At 70.3% G+C, this 12,969-nt stretch carries 13 protein-coding genes; 6 read left to right on the top strand and 7 right to left on the bottom strand.

Features of this window, described 5'->3' with window-relative positions:
* Nucleotides 1-788 (top strand): tyrosine-type recombinase/integrase (locus VT52_RS36330; RefSeq protein ID WP_143070949.1); only part of this gene is annotated, 788 nt, incomplete at its 5' end.
* Nucleotides 789-987: 199 nt separating this feature from the next.
* On the opposite strand, the gene VT52_RS31740 is transcribed toward VT52_RS36330, so the two are convergent.
* Complete coding sequence (locus VT52_RS31740; RefSeq protein WP_037660888.1) at nucleotides 988-2,145, bottom strand: acyl-CoA dehydrogenase family protein; 1,158 nt, start codon at nucleotides 2,143-2,145, stop codon at nucleotides 988-990.
* A gap of 200 nt (nucleotides 2,146-2,345) precedes the next feature.
* On the opposite strand from VT52_RS31740, the gene VT52_RS31735 reads away from it, so the two are divergent.
* Nucleotides 2,346-3,689 (top strand): UDP-glucose dehydrogenase family protein, encoded by a 1,344-nt coding sequence (locus tag VT52_RS31735; protein WP_046419751.1) that lies wholly within the window; start codon nucleotides 2,346-2,348, stop codon nucleotides 3,687-3,689.
* 135 nt (nucleotides 3,690-3,824) lie between these two features.
* Here VT52_RS31735 and VT52_RS31730 read toward each other — a convergent pair whose 3' ends face one another.
* Nucleotides 3,825-4,331: a CGNR zinc finger domain-containing protein gene (locus VT52_RS31730; protein WP_046419753.1), complete on the bottom strand. Its 507-nt coding sequence runs from the start codon at nucleotides 4,329-4,331 to the stop codon at nucleotides 3,825-3,827.
* Between the two features lie 99 nt (nucleotides 4,332-4,430).
* On the opposite strand from VT52_RS31730, the gene VT52_RS31725 reads away from it, so the two are divergent.
* Entirely contained in the window at nucleotides 4,431-4,799 is a 369-nt protein-coding gene (locus tag VT52_RS31725) for a VOC family protein (protein ID WP_046419756.1), read from the top strand.
* A 20-nt stretch (nucleotides 4,800-4,819) separates the two neighbouring features.
* Nucleotides 4,820-5,212, top strand: a complete 393-nt coding sequence (locus tag VT52_RS31720; protein ID WP_046419757.1) for a VOC family protein — start codon at nucleotides 4,820-4,822, stop codon at nucleotides 5,210-5,212.
* A gap of 68 nt (nucleotides 5,213-5,280) precedes the next feature.
* Here the strand turns inward: VT52_RS31720 and VT52_RS31715 are convergent, their stop codons facing one another.
* From VT52_RS31715 to VT52_RS31705, 3 genes are read right to left on the bottom strand one after another with little or no spacing between them, the layout of a single operon-like run.
* Nucleotides 5,281-6,459: a dipeptidase gene (locus tag VT52_RS31715; protein ID WP_046419759.1), complete on the bottom strand. Its 1,179-nt coding sequence runs from the start codon at nucleotides 6,457-6,459 to the stop codon at nucleotides 5,281-5,283.
* Between the two features lie 5 nt (nucleotides 6,460-6,464).
* On the bottom strand, nucleotides 6,465-7,043 hold the full coding sequence (gene purE / locus VT52_RS31710) for a 5-(carboxyamino)imidazole ribonucleotide mutase (protein ID WP_079175403.1): 579 nt from the start codon (nucleotides 7,041-7,043) through the stop codon (nucleotides 6,465-6,467).
* Nucleotides 7,040-8,179, bottom strand: a complete 1,140-nt coding sequence (locus VT52_RS31705; RefSeq protein ID WP_046419761.1) for a 5-(carboxyamino)imidazole ribonucleotide synthase — start codon at nucleotides 8,177-8,179, stop codon at nucleotides 7,040-7,042. The genes purE and VT52_RS31705 overlap by 4 nt, the downstream gene beginning before the upstream one ends.
* Nucleotides 8,180-8,396: 217 nt before the next feature.
* Here VT52_RS31705 and VT52_RS31700 point away from each other — a divergent pair, with 217 nt between their 5' ends.
* Nucleotides 8,397-8,903, top strand: coding sequence for a GtrA family protein (locus VT52_RS31700; RefSeq protein ID WP_046419764.1), 507 nt, complete (start codon nucleotides 8,397-8,399; stop codon nucleotides 8,901-8,903).
* 51 nt (nucleotides 8,904-8,954) lie between these two features.
* On the opposite strand, the gene VT52_RS31695 is transcribed toward VT52_RS31700, so the two are convergent.
* Nucleotides 8,955-10,226: an ATP-binding protein gene (locus tag VT52_RS31695; RefSeq protein WP_046419766.1), complete on the bottom strand. Its 1,272-nt coding sequence runs from the start codon at nucleotides 10,224-10,226 to the stop codon at nucleotides 8,955-8,957.
* Between the two features lie 41 nt (nucleotides 10,227-10,267).
* On the bottom strand, nucleotides 10,268-10,945 hold the full coding sequence (locus tag VT52_RS31690) for a response regulator transcription factor (RefSeq protein ID WP_020940464.1): 678 nt from the start codon (nucleotides 10,943-10,945) through the stop codon (nucleotides 10,268-10,270).
* A gap of 498 nt (nucleotides 10,946-11,443) precedes the next feature.
* Here VT52_RS31690 and VT52_RS31685 point away from each other — a divergent pair, with 498 nt between their 5' ends.
* Nucleotides 11,444-12,949 (top strand): peptide MFS transporter, encoded by a 1,506-nt coding sequence (locus VT52_RS31685; protein ID WP_046419771.1) that lies wholly within the window; start codon nucleotides 11,444-11,446, stop codon nucleotides 12,947-12,949.
* The last annotated feature ends 20 nt before the right edge of the window (nucleotides 12,950-12,969 follow it).

Here is a 12,969-nt window from a genome sequence, read left to right as displayed (position 1 = left end):
AACCGCAACACGCAAAGTCCCTGATGATGGACTGGGCTGTCGTTAACGAGATCATCGGCCGGAACCCGTGCAAGAAGGTCAAGGGCGCCGGAAGCCGCGCCAAGGAGATCCGGGAGCAGAAGAGCACCGCAAGGCGGCTCACGACGCGGGAAGTCCTGGCGATGCTGGATGCCGCTCCTCCGCGATACCGCGCGATGCTGTGGCTCATGGCCGGGTGCGGCCTGCGGCTGGGTGAGGCCATGGCGGTGTCCCGCGATCAGATCGACTTCAAGGCCGAGACGCTTCGCGTCGACTTCCAGATTGCGGAGGACGGAGACACCGAGTCGGGGAAGAACAGCGCCATCCAGCGTCGGCACATCAAGGCTCGTGACGAAGGCGAGCCAGGGCGCACTGTCCCCCTCCCTCCGAACGTCGCCTTCGAGCTTCGGCGGCACATCAAGAACCACGGCGTATGGGGGCCGGAGCGGCTTCTCTTCCCCAACGTGACGCGGACCGGCTACCTCTACGCGTCGTACTTCTACCCGAAGATCTGGATGGAGGCTCTGGGCAAGGGACAGGTGAAGTACTGCAAGGCGCACTCACTCCGGCACTACTACGGGTCGCGGCTGCTGTACGCCGGAGTCCCCGAGAACGATGTGGCCGACTGGATGGGCCACAGCAGTACGGACGTGTTGAGGGAGCACTACCACTACATCTTCGAAGGGGCCGAGCAGCGCGGTCGGGCCGCCATCGCGACGATGTTGACGCCCGGCGCCGACGACCCGACAGAGGCATCAGAGGTCGCCTGATACGCGTACGACAACAGCCCCCGGCGTCGCGCCGGGGGCTGTGTTGTTTGTGCAGGTCAGTCGCTGTTTTCAGTCCGGCATCTGCCCAGGATTCCCCCAGCATGACGCCCAGGAACAGCCCTGATCGGGCCGCAACGGGCAGAAACCCGAGGGTGTCCCTCCGGACCTTCGAAACAGCTTCTGACCTGCAAAAACCCTGCTAGGGCAGGTTCCTCGCCATCACGATCCGCTGAACTTGGTTCGTGCCCTCATAAATCTGGGTGATCTTGGCGTCGCGCATCATGCGCTCGACCGGGTAGTCGCGGGTGTAGCCGTAGCCGCCGAGGAGCTGGACGGCGTCGGTGGTGACCTCCATGGCGACGTCCGAGGCGAAGCACTTGGCGGCGGCGCCCAGGTAGGTGAGGTCGGCGTCGCCGCGCTCGGAGGCGGCGGCGGCCTGGTAGGTGAGGGCGCGGGCGGCGGAGATCTTCATCGACATGTCCGCGAGCATGAACTGGATGCCCTGGAAGTCGGCGATCGCCTTGCCGAACTGCTTGCGCTCCTGGACGTAGCCCTTGGCGTAGTCCAGGGCGCCCTGCGCGACACCGAGCGCCTGGGCCGCGATGGTGATGCGGGTGTGGTCCAGGGTCTTCATGGCCGTCATGAAGCCCGTGCCCTCCTCACCGATCATGCGGTCGGCGGGGATGCGGACGTTGTCGAAGTAGACCTCGCGGGTCGGGGAGCCCTTGATGCCGAGCTTCTTCTCGGGGGCGCCGAAGGAGACGCCCTCGTCCGACTTCTCGACCACGAAGGCGGAGATGCCCTTGGAGCGCTTGGCCGGGTCGGTGACGGCCATGACCGTGTAGTACTCGGAGACGCCCGCGTTGGTGATCCAGCGCTTGACGCCGTTGAGGATCCAGTGGTCGCCGTCGCGGACCGCCTTGGTCTTCATGCCGGCCGCGTCCGAACCCGCGTCCGGCTCGGAGAGGCAGTACGAGAACATCGCGTCGCCCTTGGCCAGCGGGCCGAGGTACTTCTTCTTCAGCTCCTCGGAGCCGGAGAGGATCACCGGGAGCGAGCCCAGCTTGTTCACCGCGGGGATCAGGGAGGAGGAGACGCAGGCGCGGGCCACCTCCTCGATCACGATGACCGTGGCGAGCGCGTCGGCGCCGGCGCCGCCGTACTCCTCGGGGACGTGCACGGCGTGCATGTCGTTGGCCACCAGGGCGTCGAGGGCCTCCTGCGGGAAGCGGGCCTCCTCGTCCACCGCGGCGGCGTACGGCGCGATCTTCGCCTCGACCAGGGAACGGACGGCGTCGCGGAGCATGTCGTGCTCCTCGGACGGGCGGTACAGGTCGAAGTCAGCCGATCCGGCCAAGGTCTCTCACGCTCCAAAGACGCAGTGATTGTGACGCATCACGGACATTACAAACGCTAATTACCGTTAAGTAACCCAAATTTTAGAGCCCTGGCCCCGACTCGCCTACGTGAGGTTGGCGACAGCGGGAAAGTTGCCCCCCGGGCGGCCCGGCTATGCTCGGGCTCCGCACGAGAGAATCCCCGAGCTGGAGCGCGTCCATGAGCCTGAAGATCACCGTGATCGGCACCGGGTATCTCGGCGCCACCCACGCCGCGGCCATGGCCGAGCTGGGATTCGAGGTGCTGGGCCTGGATGTCGTCCCCGAGAAGATCGCCATGCTGGAGCGTGGCGAGACCCCGATGTACGAGCCGGGGCTGGAGGAGCTGCTGCGGCGGCACGTGGCCGGGTTCGAGGGGTCGACCGGGCGGCTGCGCTTCACCACCGACTGGGCCGAGATCGGCGCCTTCGGCGATGTGCACTTCGTGTGTGTGAACACCCCGCAGAAGCACGGCGAGTACGCCTGCGACATGTCGTACGTCGACTCCGCGATCGCCTCGCTGGCCCCGCACCTGCGCGGCCCGGCCCTGGTGGTCGGCAAGTCCACGGTCCCGGTGGGCTCGGCCGACCGGCTGGCCGCCTACCTCGCCGAGCACGCCCCCGCGGGCGGCGACGCCGAGCTGGCCTGGAACCCGGAGTTCCTGCGCGAGGGCTTCGCCGTCGAGGACACCCTGCACCCGGACCGGATCGTGGCCGGGGTGCGCGGCGAGCGGGCCGAGAAGCTGCTGCGCGAGGTGTACGCGACGCCGATCGGCGAGGGCACCCCCTTCGTCGTCACCGACTTCCCGACCGCCGAGCTGGTGAAGACCGCCGCCAACTCCTTCCTCGCCACCAAGATCTCCTTCATCAACGCGATGGCGGAGGTCTGCGAGGCGGGCGGCGGCGACGTGGCCAAGCTGGCGGAGGCGATCGGGCACGACGACCGGATCGGGAGCAAGTTCCTGCGCGCCGGGATCGGCTTCGGAGGCGGCTGCCTGCCCAAGGACATCCGGGCGTTCATGGCCCGCGCCGGCGAGCTGGGCGCGGACCAGGCGCTGACCTTCCTGCGGGAGATCGACTCCATCAACATGCGCCGGCGCGGCCAGATGGTGGAGATGACCCGCGAGGCGCTGGGCGGCGGCTCCTTCCTCGGCAAGCGGGTCGCGGTGCTCGGCGCCACCTTCAAGCCCGACTCGGACGATGTCCGCGACTCGCCCGCGCTGAACGTGGCGGGCCAGATACACCTCCAGGGCGGCCAGGTGACCGTGTACGACCCGAAGGGCATGGCCAACGCCCGCAGGGTCTTCCCGACGCTGGGATACGCCGAGACGGCACTCGACGCCGTGCGCGGCGCGGACGTCGTGCTGCACCTGACCGAGTGGCGCGAGTTCCGCGAACTGGACCCGGCGGAGCTGGGCGCCGTCGCGGCGGACCGGCTGCTGCTCGACGGGCGGAACACGCTCGACCCGGAGCTGTGGCGCCGGGCGGGCTGGACGTACCGGGCGATGGGACGGCCGACCGCCTGACGGACGGATGCCGCGGACGGGTCGGCGCGGGCGGAGGAAGCGGCGCTGGTTCGGCCGAGGCTCAGTCGGCCGAACCGGCGCCGTCCCGCATTTTGCCCCAGCCGCCGGTGGCCCAGGGCCCCGGCTTCCCGCGTTTTACGCCCCCTTGGCTCGGTAGCGCCGCATCTTCTCGCGCGCCCCGCAGACCCGCATCGAGCACCAGCGGCCACGCCCGGCGGGGCTGCGGTCGTAGTACGCCCAGTGGCAGCTCGCGGCCTCGCACGCCTTGAGCCGCATCCAGGTGCCCGCCACCAGCGCCTCGGCGACGGCGGCGGCGACCCGGGAGAGCAGGGCGGCGTCCGCGGCGGGGGCGAGGGCCGCCGAGCCGTCCCCCTCGTCCACGGCGACGTACAGCGGCGCGCGGGCCAGCAGTTCGCCGAGCGGGGTGACCGTCCGGTGCGGCGGATGCCCGGCGTGGGCGAGCAGGGCGGCGCGCAGCGACTCCCGCAGCTCCCGCGCCCCGGCGAGTTCCCCTTCGGTGACCCCGAGGCGCCCGCGCCCCTCCTCGGTGTCCAGCGAGTCGGCGCCGTCCGCCAGGTCCACGGTGTTGACCAGGGACTCGACCAGGGCCAGACCCCCGGGAGCGGCCGATCTCTCATTCATGGTTGCGACGTTACCCCTTGTCCGGGAGCATGAGGTCACCGTTACCGGTTACCCGCTCCTATGGGTAACCGCCTCTCTGGATGGCAGAAGGAGGTCGACATGGCTCTCGCCAAGCTCGGTGTGGTGGTCCTGGACTGTCCCGATCCCGACGCGCTGGCCGGTTTCTACGCCGAGGTGCTCGGCGGCACGGTGGAGCGCGACGAGAAGGGCGACTGGGTGGACCTGGCGCTGCCCGGCGGGCAGTCGCTGGCCTTCCAGCGGGCCGATGGGCACACCGCGCCGCGGTGGCCGCGCGCCGAGAGCGACGGTCAGCAGTTCCACCTGGACCTGACCGTGCCGGACCTGGACGCGGCGCAGGAGGGCGTGCTGAAGCTGGGGGCGACGCTCCTGGACGCCGGGGAGCCCGCCCGTACCTGGCGGGTGTACGCCGACCCGGCCGGGCACCCGTTCTGTCTCTGCGCCTGCTGAACCGATACCGAGGAGGACATATGGCGTCCGTCGCCCATTTCCGCACCGTCGTACTGGACTGCCCCGACCCGCACGCCCTGGCCGCCTTCTACGCGGCGCTGGGCGGGGGCACGCCCGTGACCGAGAGCGACACCTGGGTCGTCCTCCAGGTTCCCGGCGGCCCCCGGCTGGCCTTCCAGCGGGCCGAGGGCCACACCCCGCCCGAGTGGCCGCACGCCGACCACAACGGCCAGCAGTTCCACCTGGACTTCGACGCGGGCAGCACCTGGGCGGAGATGGACACGGCCCATGAGCGGGTCCTGGCGCTCGGCGCCCGCCCGCTGGACCTGGAGGACCGCGAGAAGAAGGACTTCGTGGTGTACGCCGACCCGGCCGGGCACCCGTTCTGCCTGTGCCGGATCGAGCAACGGTAGGGCGCGCGCCGGTACTGCGAAGGGGGCGGGGCGGCCGGTCGGCCGCCCCGCCCCCTCACGTCACCGCGTCAGCCGTCCAGCGACTCGATCGTCGCGTTGGACGGCGCCTGCTTGGACCGGAGGTCGCGGGCCACGTCCTCCGCCGCACCCAGCACCCGTACCGCGTTCTGCCAGGTGAGCTTGGCGAGGTCCGCCCTGGACCAGCCGCGGTCCAGCAGCTCCGCCAGGAGGTTCGGGTAGCCGGAGACGTCGTTCAGGCCGTCCGGGGTGAAGGCCGTGCCGTCGTAGTCGCCGCCGATGCCGAGGTGGTCGATGCCGGCGACCTCGCGCATGTGGTCCAGGTGGTCGGCGATCACCGGCACCGTGGCGATCGGGCGCGGGACGCGCTCCTCGAAGGCGCGGTGCACCTTCATCGCCTCGGCGGTGGTGTCCAGGTGGTGCAGGCCGTGGGCGCGCATGTTCTCGTCGGCCTCGGCCGTCCAGTCCACGGCCGCCTGGAGCACGAACTTCGGCACGAAGGTCACCATCGCGACACCACCGTTGGCGGGCAGCCGCTCCAGGACGTCGTCCGGGATGTTGCGGGGGTGGTCGCAGACCGCGCGGGCCGAGGAGTGCGAGAAGACCACCGGCGCGCTGCTCGTGTCCAGCGCGTCGCGCATCGTCGACGGCGCCACGTGCGAGAGGTCGACCAGCATGCCGAGCCGGTTCATCTCGCGGACCACCTCGCGGCCGAACGCGGTCAGGCCGTTCGCCTTCGGGACGTCGGTCGCCGAGTCCGCCCAGTCCACGTTGGAGTTGTGAGTGAGCGTCATGTAGCGCACGCCGAGCGCGTACAGGCCGCGCAGGGTGCCCAGCGAGTTGGCGATGGAGTGGCCGCCCTCGGCGCCCATCAGCGAGGCGATACGGCCCTCACCGCGCGCCGCCTCCATGTCGGCGGCGGTCAGCGCGGGCGCCAGGTCCGCCTGGTAGCGGTCGAGCAGCTGCCGTACGCAGTCGATCTGCTCCAGGGTCGCGGCGACCGGGTCCGGCTGCTCGGCCGGCACGTACACCGACCAGTACTGGGCGCCGACGCCGCCCGCGCGCAGCCGGGGGATGTCGGTGTGCAGGTGCTCGTGCTGGTGGCCCGAGATGTCCAGGCGGTCCAGGTCGTAGCCCGCCTTCTCGCGCAGCGCCCAGGGCAGGTCGTTGTGGCCGTCGACCACGGGGAACTCGCGCAGCAGGGCGCGGGCCTCGTCCAGGTTCGTCACGGCGCTCACTTCCCGAAGCCGAAGCCGCCGGAGCCCGCGACCTTGGAGCGCAGCCGCTTGCCCTTCTCGGTGGCCTGCTCGTTCAGGTCGTGCTGGAAGTCGCGCATGCGGTGCAGCAGGTCCTCGTCGTGCGTGGCGAGGATACGGGCCGCGAGCAGCCCGGCGTTGCGGGCACCGGCGACGGAGACCGTGGCCACGGGGACGCCGGCCGGCATCTGCACGATCGACAGCAGGGAGTCCATGCCGTCGAGGTACTTCAGCGGCACCGGCACACCGATGACCGGCAGCGGGGTGACGGAGGCGAGCATGCCCGGCAGATGGGCGGCGCCGCCCGCACCGGCGATGATCGCCTTGAGCCCGCGGTCGGCCGCCTGCTCGCCGTACGTGATCATCTCGCGGGGCATCCGGTGCGCGGAGACGACGTCGACCTCGTAGGCGATCTCGAACTCGTCCAGGGCCTTGGCGGCGGCTTCCATGACGGGCCAGTCGGAGTCCGACCCCATGACGATGCCGACCAGGGGAAGGGGGCGCGCGTCAGAGCTCGTCGAGGGGCCGCGGTCGGGTGACGGGGGGGCGGGACTCATTCGGTGATGGTGCCTCTCAGGTAGCCGGCTGCGTGACGGGCGCGCTCCAGCACGTCGTCCAGGTCGTCGCCGTAGGTGTTGACGTGTCCCACCTTGCGGCCGGGCTTCACGTCCTTGCCGTACATGTGGATCTTGAGCTTGGGGTCGCGCGCCATGCAGTGCAAGTACGCGGAGTACATGTCCGGGAAGTCGCCGCCGAGCACGTTGACCATCACGGTCCACTTCTCGCGGGGGCGCGGGTCGCCGAGGGGCAGGTCGAGGACGGCGCGGACGTGGTTGGCGAACTGCGAGGTGATCGCGCCGTCCTGGGTCCAGTGGCCGGAGTTGTGCGGGCGCATCGCCAGCTCGTTGACGAGGACGCGGCCGTCGCGGGTCTGGAACAGCTCGACGGCGAGGTGCCCGACGACGCCCAGTTCCTTGGCGATGGTCAGGGCCATCCGCTCGGCGTGCAGGGCCAGCTCGTCGGCCAGGCCGGGGGCCGGGGCCACGACCGTGTCGCAGACGCCGTCGACCTGGCGGGACTCCACCACCGGGTAGGCGACGGCCTGGCCGTGCGGGGAGCGCACGACGTTGGCGGCCAGCTCGCGGACGTAGTCGACCTTCTCCTCGGCGAGGACCGGCACGCCCGCCCGGAACGGCTCGGCGGCCTCCTCGGGGGTCTCCACGACCCACACGCCCTTGCCGTCGTAGCCGCCGCGGACCGTCTTGAGGACGACGGGGAAGCCGTCCCCCTCGCCCGCGAACCGGACCACGTCCTCCGGGTCCGCCACGATCCGGTGCCTCGGGCACGGGATGCCGATCGCGTCGAGCCGTGCCCGCATCACGCCCTTGTCCTGGGCGTGCACGAGCGCGTCGGGACCCGGGCGGACGGGGATGCCGTCCGCTTCGAGGGCCCTGAGGTGCTCGGTGGGCACGTGCTCGTGATCGAAGGTGATCACGTCACAACCGCGCGCGAAGTCACGCAGCGTGTCCAGGTCGCGGTAGTCGCCGATGACGACATCGCTCACGACCTGTGCCGCGGAATCCTGAGGGGTGTCACTGAGGAGCTTGAACCTGATGCCCAGCGGGATGCCCGCCTCGTGCGTCATACGCGCGAGCTGACCACCGCCGACCATGCCGACTACCGGGAACGTCACACCTACAGCGTATCGGCCATCGGGGACCGGCCGGATCGCCTCCCTCCGCACCGGCCCCTCGCGAGGGTGTTCCGGGCGGGTCCCCGGCTCTTACCCACCGCTTTCCGGCCTCTTTCCGACCTGTTTCCCCGCGCTGGCCTGGTCCTCGGGCGTCGAGCCCCGCACGCCGATAGCATGGCCGGGTTGACCAAAATCTACCGACGGGAGCTGCAACGCGATGGAACAGCGTTCCTCGGGGCTGCAACGGCTCGTGGGCGAGATGGCCAAGTTCGGTGCCGTGGGCGGCGCCGGCGTCCTGGTGAACCTGGGTGTGTTCAACCTGGTCCGGCACGTCTCCACCCTGCCGGTGGTGCGCGCCAGCATCATCGCGACCGTGGTCGCCATCGCCTTCAACTACGTCGGCTTCCGTTACTGGACGTACCGGGACCGCGACCGCAGCGGCCGCACCAAGGAACTCACGCTGTTCCTGTTCTTCAGTGCGATCGGCCTGGTGATCGAGAACGGCGTGCTCTACCTGGCCACCTACGGCCTCGGCTGGGACAGCCCGCTGGAGAGCAACGTCTTCAAGTTCCTCGGCATCGGCATCGCGACCCTGTTCCGGTTCTGGTCGTACCGCACCTGGGTGTTCCGCGCGCTGCCCGCGCAGGAGGCGGAGTCGATCCTGGCGGCGGAGTCGCGCCGCTCCCCTAGCCTGCCCGAGCCGAGGGCGCAGCGGGTTCCGTGACCGCTGCTCGGCTCGGCGGACCGTGGTGAGCACCCCTGCCGGCCGTGCCGCTCAGCGGACGGTCGGCAGTTCCTCGTCCGTCTTGCGGGCCGGGGGTGTGCGCGAGAGGAACAGGCCGAAGACCGGAGGCTGGGCCTGGAGCAGTTCCAGGCGGCCGCCGTCGGCCTCGGCCAGGTCCCGGGCGACGGCCAGGCCGATGCCGGTGGAGTTGCGGCCGCTGATGGTCCGCTCGAAGATCCGCGCCCCGAGGTCGGCCGGCACTCCGGGCCCCTCGTCCGTGACCTCGACCACGGCCTGGTTGCCGGTGACCCGGGTGCGCAGGGCGACGGTGCCGCCGCCGTGCATCAGCGAGTTCTCGATCAGCGCGGCCAGCACCTGGGCGACCGCGCCCGGGGTGCCCACCGCCTGGAGGTGCCGCTTGCCGGAGCTGACGATGGCCCGCCCCATGCCGCGGTAGGCGGGCCGCCATTCGGCGAGCTGCTGCTGGATGACCTCGTCCAGGTCGAAGGTGACGGCGGAGCCGGTGCGCGGGTCGCGGGAGTTCGTCAGCAGCCGCTCGACCACGTCGGTGAGCCGCTCGACCTGTGTCAGCGCGACGTTCGCCTCCTCCTTCACGATGTCCGGATCGTCGGTGAGGGTGATCTCCTCCAGCCGCATGGACAGCGCGGTGAGCGGGGTACGCAGCTGGTGGGAGGCGTCGGCGGCGAGCCGCCGCTCGGCGGTCAGCATCCGCGCGATCTTCTCCGCGGAGGAGTCCAGCACATCGGCGACCCGGTCCAGTTCGGGGACGCCGTACCGCTTGTGCCGCGGGCGCGGGTCGCCCGAGCCGAGGCGCTCGGCGGTGGAGGCGAGGTCGGTCAGCGGGGAGGCGAGCCGGTTGGCCTGACGCACCGCGAGCAGGACGGCCGCGACCACCGCGAGCAGCGCCACCAGGCCGATGATCAGCAGGGTGCGGCCGACCTCGCGGGTGACCGCGGAGCGCGGCTCCTGCACGGTGACGGTCTCGCCCTCCTCGCCGTGCTGGGTGGCGTGGATGACGTCGCCGACGGGCCGGGTGCCGATCTCGATCGGCGTCCGGCCGGGCATCCGGATCACCGCGTACTGCTCTTTGCTGACCGGATTGCGCAGCGCGTCGGCGTTGACGTTCTCCGCGGCCAGGATGCGGCTGTCCACGATGCTGGCCAGCCGCACCGCCTCGGACTCCACCCGCTCCTGGGCACTGTTGGTGATCGTCCGGGTCTCGACGATCACCAGGGAGACGCCGAAGACGGCGATCACCACGAGGACGACGGCGAGGGTGGATTGAATGAGACGTCGACGCATGTTCCGTTACCTGAGGTGACCGCCGGCCCCCGGTGCGGGGCTCAGCTCTTCTCGAAGCGGAAGCCCACGCCACGGACCGTGGCGATGTAGCGGGGGTTGGCCGCGTCGTCGCCGAGCTTCTTGCGCAGCCAGGAGATGTGCATGTCGAGGGTCTTGGTGGACGACCACCACGTGGTGTCCCAGACCTCGCGCATCAGCTGGTCGCGCGTCACCACGCGGCCGGCGTCGCGCACCAGCACCCGGAGCAGGTCGAACTCCTTGGCGGTGAGCTGGAGTTCCTCGTCGCCCATCCACGCGCGGTGCGACTCCACGTCGATGCGCACGCCGTGTGTGGCCGGCGGCTGCTGCGGCTCGGCCGCGCCGCGGCGCAGCAGGGCCCGTACGCGGGCCAGCAGTTCGGCGAGGCGGAAGGGCTTGGTGACGTAGTCGTCGGCGCCCGCGTCCAGGCCGACGACGGTGTCCACCTCGTCGGCCCGCGCGGTCAGGATGAGGATCGGCACGGTGTGGCCGTCGGCGCGCAGCCTGCGGGCGACCTCCAGGCCGTCCATGCCGGGCAGGCCCAGGTCCAGTACGACCAGATCGACGCCCCCCTGCATTCCGGCGTCGAGCGCGGTGGGGCCGTCCTCGCGCACCTCGACCTCGTAACCTTCCCGGCGCAGGGCGCGGGCCAGCGGTTCCGAGATGGACGCGTCGTCCTCGGCGAGCAGTACACGGGTCATGAGGTGATGGTAGACCGCCCGCGTGCGGCGGCGGGGTGTGATCGGTTCCCGGGATTCTTACCCGGGGTGCCCGGCGGTACGAACCATCGCCTGTGGGATGCGATGGTAGAGGGGGCCTTCGAAATCCGTCGCGCGGTTCCACCGACACCTGTGATCCGTGTCTCAAGTCCTTCCATACCGGGCGGTGTCCTGACGTACAGTGACGTGAACGCCTGTAGTACACCCGAGGACCTTTGGCGGGCATTGACGCTGAAGGTCCTTCTTGTGTGCGGGCCGGTCGTGTCCGACCGGCCTTGAAAGGAATGACCTCTGGCCGGGCTCCGGACGCATCGTCGCGTCACAGAGCGTGGATCCCGGTGGTCGCCGTCCACCGCTTCGTGATCCGGAGCGGACTCCCCCCGGGCGTTGGGGGCGGACGGCCGACCCCGCCGGTGCCGGCCGCTACCCCCACCGGGCGCGCAACGCTCCACCGCGCGTCCCGACCAGCAAGGAACGACCATGGCGTCCAGCCTGACGAAGGACTCGGTCCACCCGGGCACCCCCGGCACCGAGAAGACCTTCTTCGGCCACCCCCGCGGCCTGGCCACTCTGTTCATGACCGAGATGTGGGAGCGGTTCTCCTACTACGGCATGCGGGCCCTGCTCCCCCTGTATCTGGTGGCCCCGGGCGGCCTGCACCTGACGGCGGGCACGGCGACGGCGATCTACTCCGTTTACCTGTCGCTCGTCTACCTGCTCACGCTGCCCGGCGGCTGGGTCGCCGACCGGCTCCTCGGCCCCCGCAAGACGGTCACGGTCGCGGGTCTGATCATCATGCTGGGCCATCTGTGCCTGGCCCTGCCGGCCGCCGCGAGCTTCTACGTCGGCCTGGTGCTGGTCGCCGTCGGTTCTGGTCTGCTCAAGGCCAACATCTCCACGATGGTCGGCCACCTGTACAACGGCCCGAAGGACGCGCGCCGCGACGGTGGCTTCACGCTCTTCTACATCGGCATCAACCTGGGCGCGTTCGTCGCCCCGCTGGTCATCGGCACCATCGGTGAGAACGTCAACTGGCACTTCGGCTTCGCGCTGGCCGCGCTCGGCATGGCGCTGGGTCTGGCCCAGTACCTGCTGGGCGGCCGCCACCTGAGCGAGCAGAGCGCGGTCGTCCCGACGCCGATGACGGCCCAGGAGAAGGCCACCACCCTGCGCAAGGGCCTGATCTGGCTGGCCATCGCCGTCGTCTTCTACGGTCTCGTCGGCTTCACCGGTCACTTCACCCTCAACTGGGCGCTGATCCCGCTGACCCTCATCGGTCTCATCGTGCCGATCCTGGTCATCAGCCGGATCCTGCGCGACAAGGACCTCGACGGCGAGGAGCGCTCCAAGGTCCGCGCCTACATCTGGTTCTTCGTGGCCGCCGCGGTCTTCTGGATGATCTACGACCAGGGTGGTTCGACCCTGTCGCTGTTCGCGGACGCCTCCGCCAAGAACACGATCTTCGGCTGGAACTTCCCGGTCTCCTGGTACCAGTCGGTCAACCCGGTCATGATCATGGCCCTCGCGCCGGTCTTCGCCTGGCTGTGGCTGTGGCTGAACCGGAGCGGCAGGGAGCCGAGCACGATCGTGAAGTTCTCCTCCGGTCTGGTGCTGGTCGGCGCTTCCTTCTTCCTGTTCCTCGCCCCGCTGTCCATCGCGCAGGACGGCCACAAGGCCGCCGCGATGTGGCTGGTCGGCATCTACTTCTTCCAGACCGTCGGTGAGCTGACGCTGTCGCCGGTGGGTCTGTCGGTGACGACCAAGATGGCGCCGAAGAAGTACGCCTCGCAGATGATGGGCGTCTGGTTCCTCGCGGTCACCGCGGGCGACTCCATCACCGCGCTGCTGTCGAACCCGGCGATCGGCGGGGTCAACCTCGACAAGATGGGCTTCGTGGCACTGGAGTCCGTCCTCGCGGTGCTCGCCGGCGTGGCGGTGTGGATGTACCGCGGCAAGGTGAACAAGCTGATGGGCGACGTGCGCTAGTCGCCGGGACCTGGCCGAGA

Source organism: Streptomyces malaysiense (assembly GCF_000980885.2).
In the GTDB taxonomy this organism is placed as follows: Bacteria; Actinomycetota; Actinomycetes; order Streptomycetales; family Streptomycetaceae; genus Streptomyces; species Streptomyces malaysiense.
Note: the sequence above shows the minus strand (reverse complement) of the source record. Positions and strands in the feature narration are given on the sequence as shown.